This is a genomic window from Nocardia sp. Marseille-Q1738 (assembly GCF_965283145.1).
On sequence record NZ_CBDIMS010000001.1, the window covers coordinates 222,026 to 238,877 of the forward strand.

Sequence of the window (16,852 nt, forward strand, 5' to 3'; positions counted from 1 at the left end):
CTATCGGCCTATGCCTGAGTATGGGTAAGCCGGTTCAGAATCTCTTCGAGCTTGAAGCGGACGTCATCGAGCGTAGACGTAGCCGCCTGCCGGATACCGCCCAGTGAAGAATGGAGCTTCACGAATTCGCTCATGATATCCGCGTACTGCTCGTCTGTTGTCACCGGGTCATTCTACCCGGCTGAATGGTCCTAGAACGCCGAAAAGCCGTCTAGGCATACTGGGCACCTAGACGGCTCTGCGGTTCAGGATGGGCAAGCTATTCGTAGAGTTCCCCGAACGCACGTCTGTTAGACGTTCGCGGCTCTGTCCGGCGGGGCGGCCACTCGTCCGCTTCCGCTGGTTCATAGAGCGGGTTGATAGACGTAACGGTGTCGACGGAGGTTGAATCCGGCGACGATGAGAATGGATCCCAATCCGCAGCTACCGGGTACGCATCTCCGGTCGCTGCGCTTCCCTCTGCGGTGACGGGTTGAGATACATCCGTCGCCGGTCCCTGTTCGGTTCCGTCGTCGGCGGTGACGGTTGAGGACGCCGAAACATCCGATGCCGTCTCCGGGCTCTCCTTGGACCCTTCGCCGGATAAGGGGACATCTGTGTCCCCCTCCTTTATAGTAGTTAAAGAACTACTCTTAGGAGTAGTTCTATCAGTAGTAGGTGTGACATCTGCGTCCCCATTTAGGGGACGTACGTGTCCCCTTTCGGAGGACATCTGTGTCACCTGAGCCAAGGAAGGGGACATACGTGTCCTCTTCTGGGGGAACGTCAGCTCATAGGCATTCGCACGTCCGCCAGAATTGCCGCGTTCCGTGACCTTCAACCATCCGGCCTGGACGTTGGCCGCAATGTGCCGCTTCACAGTTCGCAGGTCGAGGCCGGTTGCCTCGGCAAGCGTCTCTTGCTTAACCCACCCGGTCAACGTCGTGTTGTTCATGTAGGTACGAATGGCGTTCATGACGGTTCGGGGCAGAAGTTTACCGTCCGCTGTCCGTGTTGGAGTCCTATTGTAAGCCTGATCCCAAACAATAATTGGGAGGACGGTCTTATTACTCGCTTCGGTCACTGCTGTCATTGCCTTTCAAGGCTTCGTTTATTTGGTTCTGGAGATCCGCCAAGGTCTCAGCGGTAAACAAGAGGTACTTACTTGTACCGTCAATGGATAACTTGTAAGCGGTGTGGCCGCGTCGGTTATCCCAGTACCTACGCAGTACAGGTCTGTTCATGGTGTACCCTCTACTTGCCCGAAGGCGGAGCCTGTTAGGGTCAGGCTCCGCCTTCAGGTTCATTCTCTGGTTCTGGTCTACTCGGTTCCGAGGATCCGATAGGTAGTCAATTCCATTTCGTTGCCCATCCAATCCTGACTCTCGTACGTCTTCATGGAAATCAGCTCGTGTTCGTGCTTCTCCAAGAATTCCTGGACCGGAGCGTACAAATCGCTGTCCAGCCTCACCACCGTACTCCGGAAGACGACGAACACTCCGTCATCGTTGAATCCGGCGAGCAGAAAGTACGGGTGGTGTACCTCAAAATTCATGTTCACTCCGTGTTGTTTTTCTTCTGATATCTGCTGAGACCTACACACCGGGTGCCGCAAGCCCGGTGCGACGAAAATAGACAATGCAGCCTTAACTCACTCCATGTTGCGGTATCCGCAATTCGTCCGGAATCTCTTTGCGACGATTGAACGTGACTGCCATCATTGAAGGTCCGAGCTTGACCCATGGGTACATGCCATCGGATCGATCAGGGTTGTCTTTTGGATATCCCAGGTTCGGCATGAGTTCAGCAGGAAACAGAATTTCGTGCTCAAACCAGCCACTAGACTTCTTACCTTCAAAGGTTGAGAAGCTTGCACGTACGGTGATGCCAGAGCGCTTCAAAAGCTCTCGCTTGCCGTCAGTATCATTGGACTCCCAAGCTTCCCGATACGTTCCGCCATTCGGCCGATACTCCCATCGAGCCTCACGGACGGGAGCTTGCTCTAATTCGGCTATACGTGCGTCTACAGCACTGATCTGTTTCTGAATCCGCTCTCGGGCAGTCGCTGACGTGGCTCGACTGAGAGCCGTGGTCAGCTCATCGACGGCGGTAATTGATTCTCGTAGCTCTGCTTCCTTGGAGTCACCTGGCACCCAGACCCGCTCAAGGATCTGGACGTTGCCGATCTCGTCTAAGACATTCTGTTCTACGAGTTCTTCTATGAACTCTGCTCGAATGTCCTTTGTGTCTTTGTTCTCGCATCGGTAGTACCGGTACTCGATACCCCGGGCTACTTTGCGAGTGTGGTGCAGTACGAGACCGCACTTGAGACAGAACAGGACCCCGGCGAGAGGGCTCAGCTTCTTCTGTCGGCGGGAGATTCGTTCGTCTTTGCGTCTCCGCATCTCTGCCTGAAGTAATTCCCATTCATCAAGGGAGACAATCGGTTCCGCAAACTGGACCGGCATACCGGAGTCGTCCCGGATCAACTCCCCTTCGTGATGGGCGTAGCCCCGTAGCGCCAGACTCTTGAGCATGTTTCGGACAGGTGTTTGGGTCCAGGGATTCTGTGTACGAATCTTTCTCACCCGAGCCTTGTTGGGCTTCGGGTTGACATCCAAGCCCCGGGGGAGCTCAGATCGGAGCAACACGTGATGCCCCTGGTTCACTGCCCGATGATACTGCGACGGCGTTAGATAGCCCTCGGCGTTCAGGTCCGCAGCCACCTGTGTGAACGACTTTCCTTCTATGACTTCCTCAACAATTCGCCGGATCAATCCGTAAGCAACAGGGTCTATTTCCAACCCCCAACCAGAGCCGTCCGCACGAGCAACGGTGCGGTAGCCGAACGGTGGCTTGCCGCCCGGCCACCGTGCCACGTTGCGGAGTTTGCGACGAGAGGCCCTCGACCGCTCTTTGATGGCTTCTAGCTCACCCTCGGCGAGACCGGCGATAACATTTGCCAGCATCCGCCCTGCCCAGTTGCTTAGGTCGATGGACTCCGAACAAGAGACCAAGGTCTTGTCATGCTCCAAGCACCAGCCGAACAGGCTGTTTAGCTGGATTGCGTTCCGGCCTAGCCGGTCGAGCTTCCAGGCAGCAAGTACGTCCCATTCGGGGTGACGGTCGTTCAGCCACTCCCCTAGTTGGGGAGCCTCGAAAGGGCTCACAGCTCCAGACACGTCAATGTCTTCGGCCCAACCGATTACTTGGTGCCCGTGCACGTCCGCCCACTGCTGGATGACTTCGCGCTGGCGTTCGATAGAGGTTGATTCCTCCGTGGACCGGGACAGGCGGAGCCTGCCCAACACACGTAGGCTTGTTTTCCCAGGTCCAGCCATGATCGAGAGGGTACCTTCCTGTTGTGCTAAATCTGATGTTCCATGAGCCGTGCATTCCGCCGAATACCGGCAACGCGATCCGGTTGGCCGCGGGAACCGGGTGTCATCTGCATCTGATCGAGCCGTTGGGGTTCGATCTGTCCGAGCCGAAGTTGCGCAGGGCCGGGTTGGACTACCACGATCTGGCGTCGGTGACGGTGCACGCGAATCTGGCGGCGGCGTGGGAGGCGTTGCGCCCGGAGCGGGTCTACGCGTTCACCACGCAGGCCACCACCCGGTTCACCGACGTGGCGTACCGCGAGAACGACGTGTTGCTGTTCGGGACCGAACCCACCGGCCTGCCGGAGGAGGTGCTGTCGGACCCACACATCACCGACCGGCTGCGCATCCCGATGCTCCCCGGCCGCCGCTCGATGAACCTCTCCAACGCGGCGGCGGTAACCGTCTACGAGGCCTGGCGCCAACTCGGATTCCCCGGCGGGGTCTAGCCCGCCGATCGACTTCCCGTTCCCGATCTACATTCCCCCTGGGCCGAACTGGAGTACTGATTCTCGAATTCGTGGCTTCAGATGTCGATCTCGAAGCGTTTGAAGCGCGAGGTTGCCCCGGCAGCGAGCCGGACCGCGGACTTGGGCACCCCGTAGTGCTCGGCGAGGAGCTCGATGGCCGCTTTGTTGGCTTTGCCCTCGACTGCGGGGGCCCGCACGTACAGTTGCAGGCTGCCATCGTCGAGGGTTTCCACCAGCGGACCCTTACGGCTGTTCGGCTTGATCGTCGCCCTTACTACCGTCGGCACGCTTGTCTCCCGCGCTGGTTTCCGCGCCTTCCGAAGAAGCGGCGCTGGTCGAGTCCGGTGCCGATTCTTCCGCACGCGGCGCGGTCTTCCCGCGCCGCACCAGCCGCACGACGGCCCACAGCAGCGCGGCCAGCACCGCGAGGAAGCCGAGCCACGGAATCGCCTTGCCGCTGAACACGACCGCTTCCTGAAGCCAATCCACCAGCGAGTTCCAGCCGGAGACGATGCCGTCCCAGAAGCTGTCGGCGTCGTCGTCGGACTTCTTTTCGTCGGTGGTGATGTCGATGGTCAGCGTGGACAAGGCGACCTGGTCGTCCAAGCGCCGCTTCTGCGCGGTGAGACTGTCCAGCTCGCCTTGGCGGCTGGAGAGCGCCTGCTCGGCGGCGATCAGGTCGGACGTGGTGGTGGCGCCGGCGATGAGCGCGCGCAGCCGGTCGACCGAAGTCTGCAATGCCTTGATCCTGGCGTCCAGGTCCTCCCACTGCATGGTGACGTCGTCGCGGTTGGTGCTGACCCTGGTGACCTGGCCGACGCCGCCGAGTCCCGCGATGAACGCGTCGGTCTTGTCGGCGGGCAGCCGGACGATGAGCGTGGCGCTCGGCTCGGAGTCGTCGGTGCCGGGCTGTTCGGTGCGGCTGTCCACCCGGCCACCGGCCTCGCGCACCCGATCGATGACCGCGCCCGCCGCGGCGATCGGTGCGTCGGCGGTGATCTCGACGCTGCCGGTGACGACTTCTTTGCGCGCGGTCATCGGTTCGCCGCCCGAGTTGTCCCGCTTCGGCGGCGCCTGCTCCCGGAATCCGGGAGGCACCACCGCAGGGGCGGGACCGGTGGCTATCGATGACGATCGATCCAGCCCGGGTGTCGCTTCGTCGTCGTCACCGCAGCCGGCGAGCAAAATCAACCCCAGCACGCCGACGCAGAGCACAGCAAGCTTCCTCATGCCTGGCACAGTAGCCGTTACGCCACGCGCTCAACGGAAGTCGCGCGACTTGGATCCCATCCGCAGATCCAGGCGTTGCAGGTGCTCGGCGACGACGCTCACCGCGCCCTCGGCATTCTGCACCCGGCCACGGATGAGCAGGGCCGTCGCGCCTTGGGCCAGGCGGCGGTACCGACTCCACAGACCTACCGAGCAGACGATGTTCACCATGCCGGTTTCGTCCTCCAGGTTGAGGAACGTGACGCCCTCCGCGGTGGCGGGACGCTGCCGGTGCGTCACCGCGCCGCCCACCAGAACGCGCGAGCCGTCGGGCACGGCGAGCAAACCGGAAGCCGGGATGACGCCGAGGGCGTCCAGCCGCGGGCGCAGGAACTGGGTCGGATAGCTGCTCGGGGAGACGCCCGTGGCCCACACGTCGGCGGCGGCCATTTCCAGATCGCTCATCCCGGGCAGGACGGGCGCGGTGGTGGCCGCGCCGGTCCCGGGCAGACGATCCGGACGCTCGCCCGCGGCGGCGCCCGCCGCCCACAATGCTTCACGGCGGGTGGCGCCCAGACTGCCGAGCGCACCCGCGGTGGCGAGCGATTCCGCTTGGGCGACAGTGAGTTCCACCCGTCCGGTCAGATCGAGGAAAGAGGTGTAGGGCCGCTCGCCCCTAGCGGCGACGATGCGTTCGGCGAGGTCGTCGCCGATCTGGCGGACCGCGGCCAGACCGAGGCGCACCTCGGTGCCCTTCGCCTCGAGGGTGGGCTCGGCGCGGCTGGCGTTGACGTCGGGGCCGTGCACCGCGACGCCGTGCCTGCGCGCGTCGGCGACCAGCGACTGCGGGGAGTAGAAGCCCATCGGCTGGGCGCGCAGCAAGCCCGCCAGGAACGCGGCGGGATGGTGCAACTTGAACCACGCCGAGTAGAACACGATCGAGGCGAAACTCTGCGAATGACTTTCCGGGAAACCGAAATTCGCGAAAGCGTAGAGCTTCTCGTAGATCCGGTCGGCGACCTCGCCGGTGATGCCGTGCCGCTCGCGCATGCCCCGGTAGAGCCGTTCCCTGAGCCGCTCCATGCGTTCCGGGGAACGTTTCGAACCCATCGCGCGGCGCAGCTGATCGGCCTCGACGGCGGTGAATCCGGCGACGTCGACGGCCATCTGCATGAGCTGCTCCTGGAACAACGGCACACCGAGCGTGCGTTCCAGCGCTTTCTTCAGTGCCGGATGGTCGTAGACGACGTCCTCGGCCCCGTTGCGCCTGCGGATGTATGGGTGCACCGAGCCGCCCTGGATGGGACCGGGACGGATCAGCGCCACCTCGACCACGAGGTCATAGAAACTGCGCGGTCTCAGCCGGGGCAGTGTGGCCATCTGCGCCCGCGACTCGACCTGGAAAACGCCCACCGAATCCGCGCGCGACAGCATCTCGTACACCTCGGGCTCGGCCAGATCGAGTTCGTGCAACTCGACGGTCTCGCCTTTGTGTTCGCGCACCAGGTCGATCATGTAGTGCAGCGCGGAGAGCATGCCGAGACCGAGCATGTCGAACTTCACCAGGTCGATGGCGGCGCAATCGTCCTTGTCCCACTGCAGGACGCTGCGGCCGGGCATGCGCGCCCACTCCACCGGGCAGACGTCGGCGATCGGCCGGTCGCAGATCACCATGCCACCGGAATGGATGCCGAGATGCCGCGGCAGCCCCTCGATATCGGCGGCCAGCTCGAGCACTTCGGCGGGGATGTCGGTGTTCGTCTCGGCGCCGACGCCGGTCCAGCGGCTCACCTGCTTGCTCCACGCGTCCTGCTGGCCGGGCGAAAACCCCAGCGCCCGTGCGGCATCGCGCACCGCGGACTTGCCGCGATAGGTGATCACGTTGGCCACCTGTGCGGCGTACTCGCGGCCGTACTTGCGGTAGACGTGCTGGATCGCCTCTTCGCGGCGGTCGGATTCGATGTCGACGTCGATATCCGGCGGGCCGTCGCGCTCCGGGGAGAGAAAACGCTCGAACAGCAGTTGGTTACGCACCGGATCGACATTGGTGATGCCGATCGCGTAGCAGACCGCGGAGTTGGCCGCCGAACCGCGACCCTGGCAGAGGATGTCGTTGTCCTTGCAGAAGCTGACGATGTCGTGCACCACCAGGAAGTAGCCGGGGAACCGCAAGGCGTTGATCACCGCGAGTTCATGCTCGATCTGCTTATACGCCTGTGGGTTCTGCTTCGGATTTCCATAACGCTCTGCTGCGCCGGTCATGGTGAGTTCGCGCAACCAGGACTGCTCGTCGTGGCCGGCGGGCACGTCGAACGGCGGCAGTTTCGGGGCGATCAGCTTCAGGTCGAAAGCGCATTCCCGAGCCAGCGCCGCCGCGTTCGCCACCGCCTGCGGACAGTCGGCGAACAATCGCGCCATCTCCGCCCCGGACCGCAGGTGCGCGCCGCCCGCAGGGGCCAGCCAGCCCGCGATCTCGTCCAGGCTCTGCCTGGCCCGGATCGCCGCGAGCGCCATGGCGCGGCGGCGCTGGCTCGGTGCGGCGAAGTGCGCGCCCGTGGTGGCGAGCACGGGGAGGCCCAGACGCTCGGCGAGGGCGATGAGGTGGGCGTTGCGCTCATCGTCCTCGGGGATGCCGTAGTGGGTGAGTTCCACGCTCACCCGGTCGGCGCCGAAGCGGTCGGTCAACTCGCGCAGCGCGGCCTCCGCGTGCTCCAGACGAGTGTTGCCCGTGCGCAAGTCGAGCTCGAGCGCTCGGCGGAGGTGTCCCTTTCGGCAGCCGGTCAGGATGTGCCAGTGCCCATCCGAAGCAGCCATGAGCGTGTCCAAGTCATAGCGCAGGATGCCCTTCTCCCCCGCGGCCATGTGCGCGGCGGCGATCTCCCGGGAGAGCCTGCGGTAGCCCTCCTGACCACGGGCCAGTACCAGCAAGTGCGTCCCGGCCGGGTCCGGCGCACCGGTGCGTGGCGCCGAATCGGGGGCGGCGGCGTGTCCGCGTTCGGTGCCGGGAACGCGCGGTTCGGCCGGCCCACCGAGCGACAGTTCGGCACCGAAGACCGTGGGCATTCCCCATTCCTTGGCGGCCTCGGCGAAGCGGACGGTGCCGTAGAAGCCGTCGTGGTCGGTGAGCGCGATCGCCTCGAGGCCGAGCCGCACCGCCTCCTCCACCAGTTCCTCCGGATGGCTCGCCCCGTCCAGGAAGCTGTAGGCCGAATGTGCGTGCAGCTCCGCGTACGGCACCGACGGTTCGCCGGCGCGCCGCACCGGCTCGGGCCGGTACTCCGCCCGCTTGCGCGACCACGCCGGGCTGTCGCCGCCGTCGCCGGGGTACACCGCGTCCGGACTCGGCCGTCCGGACAGCACCCGTTCCATCTCCGCCCAACTCGGCGGACCGTTGCCCCAGCCCACGACATCACCTCCTCTTTCTCGAACATACATTCGAAGAAAGAGGATGTACAGGCAGGTCAGGGACTCGGGAGGCGTTCGATGGAACTGGCGGCCAGAGCCTCTTCGATCCGGCGCAGGCGTCCCCGGATGAGCGCACCATAGGCGTCGGAGGCGAGGACGTCGAGATGCCCGCGGGCGATGGCCAGCTGCATCCTGGCCACATCGAACTCGCCGACCCGGCGATGACTGTCGGCCAGATTCAGATACAGCGACGGAAGGAAGCCGCGCAGGCCTTCGTCGAGCGGCACGCCGGGCCCGAACACCGCGGCCAGCGCGGCCCGATCCCAGTGCAGCGCCTCGGCGGCCTCCTCCTGGAGGTCGGCGAGATGGTGGGCGATCACGCAGCGGTGCAATGCCTCCGCGTGGTCACCGAGTTCGTTCCAGAGCTTTTCCAACGCCCGCCGTCCCGCTACAGGGTCGACGCCACCGAGCCGCACCGCGGCGAACACCTCCGCCATCCGATCGTCCGACATGCGATGAGTATCGCACATATGTTCGAACGTTTCGAGCGTTGTTCGAACCGTTTCGCACACTCGAATCCCTCGTGCGCGTGGGATTCTCGAACCGGGCGATCAGCCTGCCGTGCGACGCGAGCAGTAGATCCCGAACGTGACCGGGATCACTTGGCAGTGAACTTACTTCGGAGTAAGTTCATGCCCACCACGACCTGCAAAGGAGCAGTGCATGACCGACGCAGAGACCGCCGACCTGCGCGGACAGGTCCGGCACCGGCGCCGCAACCGCGATCTCACCGGACGGCATGTCCTCATCACCGGCGCGTCGTCCGGAATCGGACGAGCGGCGGCCATGGCCGTCGCGGGCAAGGGCGCGACGGTGTTCCTGCTCGCTCGCCGCGGCGACGAACTCGCCGCCGTGGTCGAGGAGATCAAGGCCGCCGGTGGCTCGGCCTACGCGTATTCCTGCGACGTGACCGATTCCGACTCCGTCGACCACGTGGTCAAGACCGTGCTGGACGAGCACGGCCACGTCGACATGCTGGTGAACAACGCCGGACGCTCCATCCGCCGCGCCATCCACCGCTCCACCGACCGGCTGCACGACTTCGAACGGACCATGGCGGTCAACTACTTCGGCGCGCTGCGGTTGACGCTGGCCCTGCTGCCGCAGATGCGGGAACGCAAGTTCGGGCACATCGTCAACATCAGCAGCGCGGGCGTGCAGGTGGCCACGCCGCGGTTCTCGGCGTATCTGGCCAGCAAGGCGGCGCTGGACAAGTTCACCGAGGTGGCCGCGATCGAAACGATGGCCGACGGCGTCACGTTCACCACCATCCACCTGCCGCTGGTACGCACACCGATGATCGCTCCGAGCGGCGACCAGGGCCCGGCCGAGTCTCCGGAGTGGGCGGCCGCCACCATCGTGCGCGCGCTGACCGAACGCCCCAAGCGCATCGACGTGCCGCTGGGCACCATCGCCGAATACGGCGCCCTGCTCACTCCGAAGATCCGCGACCGCATCCTGCACCGCTACTACCGCGCCCTGCCCGATTCTCCGGCCGCCAAGGGCGAGCAGATCGAGCCCGACGAGCAGCAGGCCGAGCCCGCCGCTCGCCCCGCACCGCGGCCTCGGTCGGCCGCTCGCCGCGTCACCGGCACCGCCTTGCGGCGTGCTGCCCGCTGGGTACCGGGCACGCATTGGTGAGGCCCGCGGTGATGGTCAGGGAGTGAGCGGTTGAATGTCGTCCGCGATCAGTGCCGTCACCGCCTTTGGCGCGGCATTGCAGCTGGCCTGCCGGGGAGCAAGAGCCTGGGTGCGGACGGTGACGCGCCAGCGCCGGCCGTCGCGATGGGTGACGATCGCGGTGCCCGCGACAGTCGCTTCGGCCGAGGCGGGCTCGGATTCGACGGTCAGATCGTCCACGCGAGCGGAGATCCGTTCGCGCACGGCGATTTCCGCGACCTGCTCGACCGGCCGGTAGCAGCTGCGGCCGCGCAGGCCGGTCATCGAGACCTCACCACGACGGGCTGCCTCGACCATCTCCGCGGCCGCCGCGGCGTCGAGGCGACCGTAGGTCAGGCCTTGGGGCAAGAGCACCAACGCGGGCGCGAACCGGTGCCCACCGGTGTGCGAACACTCCCAGACCTGGCCCGGATATCTCTGTGCCAGGTCCGCGGCGATGGGGCGGCCGAGGAGCGCGCAGCACTGGTCGCGCTTGCCGTGTGCGCACACCAGGACGAGCGGATCACGCACCGGCACACCGATTCCCGGCGGCGGACCGTTCAGCAGCTGTAGGTCGAAGTCGAGCAGCTGGGTCAGCTCGGTGATCTCGAGACGCTCGCACCATGGCTCCGCTCGGCCCGAGCTGGCGAGCAGAACCGTTCGGGTGCCGGTGAATTCCCTACGACCGGGGCGGCGGATCAGCGTCGGCCGGACGTGCGCCGCCGCGGTGCGCGCCGCCAGGTCAGCGGTGATCTCCGGCCCGAGCACTTCGTCCCCGAGCACGTCCCGGCCCCAGGCGCCCGGGTGCTCCACACACAGCCAACCGGTGACGCGGGTCGCGGTACCCGGCAACGGAACATCGGCCGCCGCGGCGGCCGAACAGAGCATGCCCTCGAAGCCACTCATCGGCACCCGGCACAGCCCGCGGAAGTCCGACGCGGCGCGTCCGCGAGGTCGCGGATGGTTGCGCCCGTCCTTTTCGGCGCGAATCCGCGGCTGAGCAGGGAGTCCACCCTCAGCCGGGCACGGAAGGGCTGTTCGCCGGAGAACAGCGGACGGTCGTACGCGGGCATGCCCTCACTCTAGGATCTGGACGCCGCACACCCCCGGGTCGGGCACGGTGAACGCTCATCCCGCCAGGAACGGCCGAACGGCCGCCGCGAACTCCCGGTAACGATCGCGGTGGATGCTGTGGCCGCAGGTGAACGTGGCCACCGTGCAGTCAGGGATACCGGCCCGCAGGACGTCCAGCTTCGCCGGATCGACCATGCCGCCGGGACCGCCGCACAGCACCAGCGTGGGCGCGGTGATATCGGGGAGCCGGTCCCACCACTCCGGGTTCGGCTTGCGGAACTGTTCCAGCGCGGTCTTCGTCATGGAGCGGTCGAACGCGAGCACCGCGCGCGGGTGCCGGACCAAACTGGAGGTGGCGTGCCACAGCTCGGGCACGGTGGGAAAGCGCCGGGTCAGGCGCAGTTCCTCGGCGCCGGACTGCAACGGAAGCGGGCATTCTTCGATGACCAGCCTGCGCGCCAGCTCCGGCCGCTCCTGTGCGACGCACGACACCGCGTAGCCGCCGAGCGAATGCCCGACCAGATCCACCGCGGGCAGCTCCAATTCGTCGCAGAGCCGCAGCAGATCGGCGCCGAAGTCGTCGAACCGGTAGGAATCGGTATGTGAGCTGCGGCCGTGTCCACGGAGATCGGGGATGATCACGCGGCGCCCGGATTGCACCAGAACACGGGCGAACCGGTCCCAGGTGTGTCCGTCACCGCCCATGCCGTGCACCAGCATCACGGGAATGTCGCTCACCGCGCCGATGCCCGAATCCCGATAGGCGATCCGCACGTCTCCGAATGCCACTTGGCCTACCGTCAGATCCACGACCAACGAGAATACTGGTCGTCCGCGGTGACCCGCCCAGTGTTACCTGGATCACTCGAAATGACTGCGGTGCAGCGCCAGCCGAGGAGCACGTTTCGGATATCGCGGACCGCCCTGTTCGAAGCGACGCGTAAATGCCTGGCGGGGCGGGTGAACTCGGGAGAATACTCCCCGTATGCCATCCTTCGCCGATTTCGACCGTCGTAACTATCGCACCGTCGACGTGGCCACCGGGTACGACGGATGGGCGCCGACCTACGAGCAGACGGTGCTCGACGAGATGGATCTCGCGCTGCTGGGGCGATTGCGACTGGATTTCGGCGACGTGCGGCGCGCGGCCGACCTGGGTTGCGGCTCCGGGCGAACCGGAAGCTGGCTGCGGGAACGCGGGATCGCGCACATCGACGGGGTCGACGTGAGCCAGGGGATGCTGGCATTGGCCGCCGAACGCGGGGCGCACACCACGCTGACCCGAGCGGACGTGCGGTCCACCGGACTACCGGATGGCGCCTACGACCTGGTGATCGCCTCGTTGATCGACGAGCACCTGCCGGAATTGGCGCCGTTCTACGCCGAAGCCCGGCGCCTCGCCGCACCTGGCGCACGATTCGTATCGGTCAGCTACCACCCGCAATTCATCATGGTGTCCGGAATGCCGACGCACTACACCGGCGTCTCCGGTGAGCCCGTCGCGATCGACACGCACCTGCACCTGATCAGCGAGCACTTCTCGGCGGGTCTGGCCGCGGGCTGGGTCCTGACCGAGGTCGCCGAAGCGCTGATCGACGACGCCTGGCTGGCCCATAAGCCGAAATGGGCTGATCTGCGCGGACATCCGTTCACCCTGGCGACGGTTTGGTCGCGCCCGGTGTGAGCTTGACCTGGAGTGCGCTCCAGCACTTAGTGTGCGCTGGTACAGGGTTTGTCCAGCACAAAGGGATCGCTTCATGGAGCTCGGTTTTCACCTACCCATATTCGACATCGACGGCGGGACCACCGCCATCGCCGGTGAGCTGGCCAGAGTAGGCGCTGCGGCGGAGGAGTCCGGTGCCACCTGGTTGTCGTTCATGGACCACTACTTCCAGATCGAGCCGACCGGCCTGCCGGCGGAGTCGAACATGTTGGAGGGCTACACCACGCTCGGCTACTTGGCCGCGCACACCTCCCGCATCGACCTCGGCCTGCTCGTCACCGGCGTGACCTACCGGTACCCGGGCCTGCTCGCCAAGATCGTCACCACACTCGACGTCCTGTCGGGCGGCCGGGCGGTGCTCGGTCTCGGCGCGGCGTGGTTCGAGCGCGAGCACCGCGGGCTCGGCGTGCCGTTCCCACCGGTCGCCGAACGGTTCGAGCGGCTGGAGGAGACGCTGCGCATCTGCAGGCAGATGTGGGACCCGCACGACAACGGAGCATTCGACGGCACGTACTACCAGCTGGCCGAGACGCTCTGCTCGCCGCAGCCGATCAATCGGCCCAAGGTACTCATCGGCGGTGGCGGGGAGCGCAAGACGCTGCGGCTGGTCGCGCAATACGGCGACGCCTGCAACCTGTTCGGTTCCGCACCCGCGGAGGTCGAGCACAAGCTCGACGTCTTGCGACGGCATTGCGACGACGTGGGGCGGGACTACGACCAGATCCGCAAGACGATCATCGCGAACAACCCGCACCCGACCCCGGACACCCGCGACGAGTTCGTCCGGCATATGGCCGACTACGCCAAGCTCGGCGTGCACACCGCCATCGTCGTCCCCACCACCGGCTCGCCGGCCGCTTGGATCGACGGCATGGCACCGGCCGTCGCGCAGCTCGCGGAGCTCGGCTAGCCCGCTCAGTCGTAAAGGCCTTCCACGCGCCAGGTTTCGTCGTGGTAGACCAGCAGGAGCACTCGGCTGTCCGGTGGGGCGCCGTCGAGTTGAACCTGGGCGCGGGCGGTGAATTCGGCGTCGTCCGAATCCGGCGCCCACCACCGTTCGTCCACCGGCCACGGCCCGGCCCAGCCGGTCAACCGCCACTGTCTGCTGCCCCAGCGCAGCAGTGCGGGGTCGGCGTCGAACATGGCGCGGTCGGTGACCTTGACGAGAGCGCCGTCGGCGGTCTCCAACCGCACCAGCGGACGATTCAGCAGGATCACGGCGGGGGCGGGCTCGGGTAGCCGGCCCGGCCAGGGCTGTGCGGGGTCGGTCGCGGGGACGGGTTCGTCACCCAGCGCGACCATGGTGATGCGCTCGGCGGGTCCGCGTCCGCCGCTGAGCACGCCCACCCGCACCGCTTCCCCGCCGAGCAGGCCCTGCACCCGCACCAGCGCGCGGCGGGCGCGCTCGTCCTCCTCGCCGACCCCGCCCCACAACCCGAGTTGCAGCGCGCCCGCCGCGACCACCTCGACGGGTTCCAGCCGCAGCACGATGATCGGCGCGGTGGGCCGCGCGCCGTCCCGCCGGGTGAGCCAACCGTCCAGCTGCCAGCGCACCCGGTCCGCCGTGCCCTCCGGCGTCAGCGGCTCGGCGCACCGCCAGATCCGCGAAAGACGCTCTCCCGCAGCAGTTTCCGCGAATACCGAAAGCCTGGTGCAGGCCAGCCCGGCATCCGCGAGCGCGGTGTGCAGCCGGGTGGCGAGCAGACGACCGGCGAAAGCGGCGGCATCGACCCGCTCGATCGGCGGATCGCAGCGGTACTCCACCACCAGATCCGGTGGCGGGCGCCGCGCGGACGGTGGACGCTCCGGTTCGGCCCTGGCACTGCGATGCGCTAGCACGGCGTCGACGCCGAACCGGGAGGTGACCTCCGAGGAGGACAGCGCGGCGAAATCACCGATTCGCCGTAACCCCAAGCGGTGCAACAGGTCGACCAGGTCGGCGCGCTCGGGCGCGGCCAGGCTCGGTTCGATCGCGAGTTCCCCCACCGGCAGCGGCGCGAGGAACCGCGCTCCCCCGCCCGCGGGCACGATCGCGGCACGGCGGGCGGCGATCACCGCCGTGGACAGCTCATCGGCGATCCCGATCTGCGCCTCCGCCCCGGCCACGGCCACCGCGTCGACCAGACGCTCGGCCGCGGCCTCCTCGGAACCGAAGAACCGTGCCGCGCCGCGTGCGCCGAGCACGAGCAGTCCGGGTCGCAGCACCTCCACGCCGGGCATCGTCGCGGCCACCGCGGCGACCACCGGCTCGAACAATCGCGCGTCCCGATCCGGATCATCCTGCGCGAGAAAGAGTTCGGGACACCGCGCCTGCGCCTCCCTGCGCCGCAGCCCGCGGCGCACCCCCTCGGTTCGCGCGATCGCCGAACACGCCACGACCCGGTTGGCGAACAGCACCGCCACCGGCCGCGTCGCGGGAAGTCCCGCCATCGCCGCCGCGGCGACCGCTGGCCAATCCGGACACCACAGGGCAAGCACCCGCTTCGACCTCCGCCGAGTCACGGTGCCGCACCACCACTCATGACACCGCCTCCTGCGTGTCGACGGCTTCGACTGGCCGCGCGGACTTTTCGCGCAGCACCCATTCGACGCGCCCCGCGTTCGGGCACAGGTCCAGCCGTCCGTGCCGGGGCGGTCCCGCCTTGCCGCGCACCTCGACCGTCAAGCCGAGCGACCGCAGTCGCCCGCGCCCGCGGCCGAGACCGGCGTAACCCGCGATGCGGGCGTCGAGGTGGAGGGACGCTCCCGGCCAGCGGCCGTCGGCGACCACGAGGGTGGCGCCTTTGGCGCGGGCGCGGGCCGCGATCACCCTGCCGCGGGCGGACGGAACGGCGCCTCCGCCGAGCCCGAGCACGACCAGGTCGAGCCCGTCGAGCAGCACCGCGGCCACCTCCACCGGGTCGGGGCCGGGGTCGGCGATCACGGCGAGCCGCCGCAGCTGCGCTCCCATCTCCACCGCGGCGAGCAATCCGAGCCGGGGCATTCCGACCACCGCGGCATGCCCACCATCCTCGGTCACCGCGGCGAGCAACCCGGCCAGCAGCGAACTCGCCCCCGAGTACGCCACCACAGATCCCTTGGCCAAGCCACCATCGGGCAACAATGGCGCGAGCGCGGCGGGCACCGGCAACGCCCCGGTGCGCCGCCCGGCGTCCACCTGGCCGTGCCGCGCCGTGACCGATTCACCGCGCCCAGGTACTGCGGCTATGCGTCTGCGCAGTTCAGCCAGCGATGGAGGGTTCTCCCGACCATCGCCACGCGGCAGCGCACCCCCCTCCTGCGATATCGCATCCGAACCCATCTCAACCACCTACTTCCACGATGGACCCGAGGCGAAGCATGCGGAGCAGCCCGCACGATTCGAGCAGCAGCACCGATTCAGCTATCGATCTGTCTCGAATATACGTTCGATACCGACCCAGTAGAAACCGACCCCCAGGTTTCGTCAAGGACCGCGCCCGGTGTCGCGCCAAACGGTTGCCGGATGCGATCACGGGAACCGGTCCCGCGATCAGCATGCGCAGGTCGACCGACCAGCCGTCGGCGTCGACCCGAACCCACGTCCCGCACGCTGGTTCGCCGTCTGCATCCTCCGGCTCGCCGTCCAGCGGCCTGCATCGAAGCCGCCGACAATCAGAACCGATCCCGCGATCAGCACGCGCCGCAAGCGCACCGACTGATTTCGCGAGGACATGGGTAACTCGTCGGGCACGCCCAGAACTTGCCTGGCACCTGACGCAGGACCTGAACGCGAGCTCCGCGGCACCCACTGGTACGGCCTGAATACCCGGAGAGGCGGGACAGCTTCGCAAGTACATGGGTAACTCACCGGGCACGCCCAGAACTCGCCTGGCACCTGACGCAGGACCTGAACGCGAGCTCCGCGGCACCCA

At 66.7% G+C, this 16,852-nt stretch carries 15 protein-coding genes; 4 read left to right on the top strand and 11 right to left on the bottom strand.

Going from position 1 to position 16,852, the window contains the following annotated elements; all coding sequences use genetic code 11:
• Nucleotides 1-8: 8 nt before the first annotated feature.
• From ACWPXK_RS01105 to ACWPXK_RS01115, 3 genes are all read right to left on the bottom strand, one after another.
• On the bottom strand, nt 9-164 hold the full coding sequence (locus tag ACWPXK_RS01105) for a hypothetical protein (protein WP_454194150.1): 156 nt from the start codon (nt 162-164) through the stop codon (nt 9-11).
• A 1,136-nt stretch (nt 165-1,300) separates the two neighbouring features.
• Entirely contained in the window at nt 1,301-1,534 is a 234-nt protein-coding gene (locus ACWPXK_RS01110) for a hypothetical protein (protein ID WP_454194151.1), read from the bottom strand.
• Nucleotides 1,535-1,625: 91 nt separating this feature from the next.
• Nucleotides 1,626-3,320, bottom strand: coding sequence for a recombinase family protein (locus ACWPXK_RS01115; protein WP_454194152.1), 1,695 nt, complete (start codon nt 3,318-3,320; stop codon nt 1,626-1,628).
• Nucleotides 3,321-3,343: 23 nt separating this feature from the next.
• Here ACWPXK_RS01115 and ACWPXK_RS01120 point away from each other — a divergent pair, with 23 nt between their 5' ends.
• Nucleotides 3,344-3,808: a tRNA (cytidine(34)-2'-O)-methyltransferase gene (locus ACWPXK_RS01120; RefSeq protein WP_454194153.1), complete on the top strand. Its 465-nt coding sequence runs from the start codon at nt 3,344-3,346 to the stop codon at nt 3,806-3,808.
• Between the two features lie 77 nt (nt 3,809-3,885).
• Here the strand turns inward: ACWPXK_RS01120 and ACWPXK_RS01125 are convergent, their stop codons facing one another.
• From ACWPXK_RS01125 to ACWPXK_RS01140, 4 genes are read right to left on the bottom strand one after another with little or no spacing between them, the layout of a single operon-like run.
• Entirely contained in the window at nt 3,886-4,116 is a 231-nt protein-coding gene (locus ACWPXK_RS01125) for a DUF167 domain-containing protein (RefSeq protein WP_454194154.1), read from the bottom strand.
• On the bottom strand, nt 4,073-5,059 hold the full coding sequence (locus tag ACWPXK_RS01130; protein ID WP_454194155.1) for a DUF4349 domain-containing protein: 987 nt from the start codon (nt 5,057-5,059) through the stop codon (nt 4,073-4,075). Before ACWPXK_RS01130 ends, ACWPXK_RS01125 begins: the two co-directional genes overlap by 44 nt.
• 30 nt (nt 5,060-5,089) lie before the next feature.
• Nucleotides 5,090-8,443, bottom strand: coding sequence for an error-prone DNA polymerase (locus ACWPXK_RS01135; protein WP_454194156.1), 3,354 nt, complete (start codon nt 8,441-8,443; stop codon nt 5,090-5,092).
• Between the two features lie 56 nt (nt 8,444-8,499).
• Complete coding sequence (locus ACWPXK_RS01140) at nt 8,500-8,955, bottom strand: hypothetical protein (RefSeq protein ID WP_454194157.1); 456 nt, start codon at nt 8,953-8,955, stop codon at nt 8,500-8,502.
• Between the two features lie 211 nt (nt 8,956-9,166).
• Between ACWPXK_RS01140 and ACWPXK_RS01145 the strand changes: the two genes are divergently transcribed.
• Nucleotides 9,167-10,144 carry an SDR family NAD(P)-dependent oxidoreductase gene (locus ACWPXK_RS01145; RefSeq protein ID WP_454194158.1) on the top strand — a complete coding sequence of 326 codons (978 nt, stop codon included), beginning with the start codon at nt 9,167-9,169 and terminating at the stop codon, nt 10,142-10,144.
• A gap of 15 nt (nt 10,145-10,159) precedes the next feature.
• Here the strand turns inward: ACWPXK_RS01145 and ACWPXK_RS01150 are convergent, their stop codons facing one another.
• Nucleotides 10,160-11,068, bottom strand: a complete 909-nt coding sequence (locus ACWPXK_RS01150; RefSeq protein ID WP_454194159.1) for a sucrase ferredoxin — start codon at nt 11,066-11,068, stop codon at nt 10,160-10,162.
• 222 nt (nt 11,069-11,290) lie between these two features.
• The gene (locus tag ACWPXK_RS01155) at nt 11,291-12,046 is read right to left on the bottom strand and encodes an alpha/beta fold hydrolase (RefSeq protein ID WP_454194160.1); all 756 of its coding nucleotides are present in this window, start codon (nt 12,044-12,046) and stop codon (nt 11,291-11,293) included.
• Between the two features lie 175 nt (nt 12,047-12,221).
• Here ACWPXK_RS01155 and ACWPXK_RS01160 point away from each other — a divergent pair, with 175 nt between their 5' ends.
• On the top strand, nt 12,222-12,920 hold the full coding sequence (locus ACWPXK_RS01160) for a class I SAM-dependent DNA methyltransferase (protein ID WP_454194161.1): 699 nt from the start codon (nt 12,222-12,224) through the stop codon (nt 12,918-12,920).
• Nucleotides 12,921-12,993: 73 nt separating this feature from the next.
• Nucleotides 12,994-13,869, top strand: a complete 876-nt coding sequence (locus ACWPXK_RS01165; protein ID WP_454194162.1) for an LLM class F420-dependent oxidoreductase — start codon at nt 12,994-12,996, stop codon at nt 13,867-13,869.
• Between the two features lie 5 nt (nt 13,870-13,874).
• Here ACWPXK_RS01165 and ACWPXK_RS01170 read toward each other — a convergent pair whose 3' ends face one another.
• Nucleotides 13,875-15,389, bottom strand: coding sequence for a DNA polymerase Y family protein (locus ACWPXK_RS01170; protein WP_454195389.1), 1,515 nt, complete (start codon nt 15,387-15,389; stop codon nt 13,875-13,877).
• 88 nt (nt 15,390-15,477) lie between these two features.
• On the bottom strand, nt 15,478-16,260 hold the full coding sequence (locus ACWPXK_RS01175; RefSeq protein ID WP_454194163.1) for a hypothetical protein: 783 nt from the start codon (nt 16,258-16,260) through the stop codon (nt 15,478-15,480).
• Between the last annotated feature and the right edge of the window lie 592 nt (nt 16,261-16,852).

Bases quoted from the DNA above. Each gene is read 5' to 3' on its own strand.
- ACWPXK_RS01130 (WP_454194155.1), bottom strand. From the start codon at position 5,059: ATGAGGAAGCTTGCTGTGCTCTGCGTCGGCGTGCTGGGGTTGATTTTG.
- ACWPXK_RS01115 (WP_454194152.1), bottom strand. From the start codon at position 3,320: ATGGCTGGACCTGGGAAAACAAGCCTACGTGTGTTGGGCAGGCTCCGC.
- ACWPXK_RS01140 (WP_454194157.1), bottom strand. From the start codon at position 8,955: ATGTCGGACGATCGGATGGCGGAGGTGTTCGCCGCGGTGCGGCTCGGT.
- ACWPXK_RS01145 (WP_454194158.1), top strand. From the start codon at position 9,167: ATGACCGACGCAGAGACCGCCGACCTGCGCGGACAGGTCCGGCACCGG.
- ACWPXK_RS01150 (WP_454194159.1), bottom strand. From the start codon at position 11,068: ATGAGTGGCTTCGAGGGCATGCTCTGTTCGGCCGCCGCGGCGGCCGAT.
- ACWPXK_RS01165 (WP_454194162.1), top strand. From the start codon at position 12,994: ATGGAGCTCGGTTTTCACCTACCCATATTCGACATCGACGGCGGGACC.
- ACWPXK_RS01175 (WP_454194163.1), bottom strand. From the start codon at position 16,260: ATGGGTTCGGATGCGATATCGCAGGAGGGGGGTGCGCTGCCGCGTGGC.
- ACWPXK_RS01160 (WP_454194161.1), top strand. From the start codon at position 12,222: ATGCCATCCTTCGCCGATTTCGACCGTCGTAACTATCGCACCGTCGAC.
- ACWPXK_RS01170 (WP_454195389.1), bottom strand. From the start codon at position 15,389: ATGGCGGGACTTCCCGCGACGCGGCCGGTGGCGGTGCTGTTCGCCAAC.
- ACWPXK_RS01110 (WP_454194151.1), bottom strand. From the start codon at position 1,534: ATGAATTTTGAGGTACACCACCCGTACTTTCTGCTCGCCGGATTCAAC.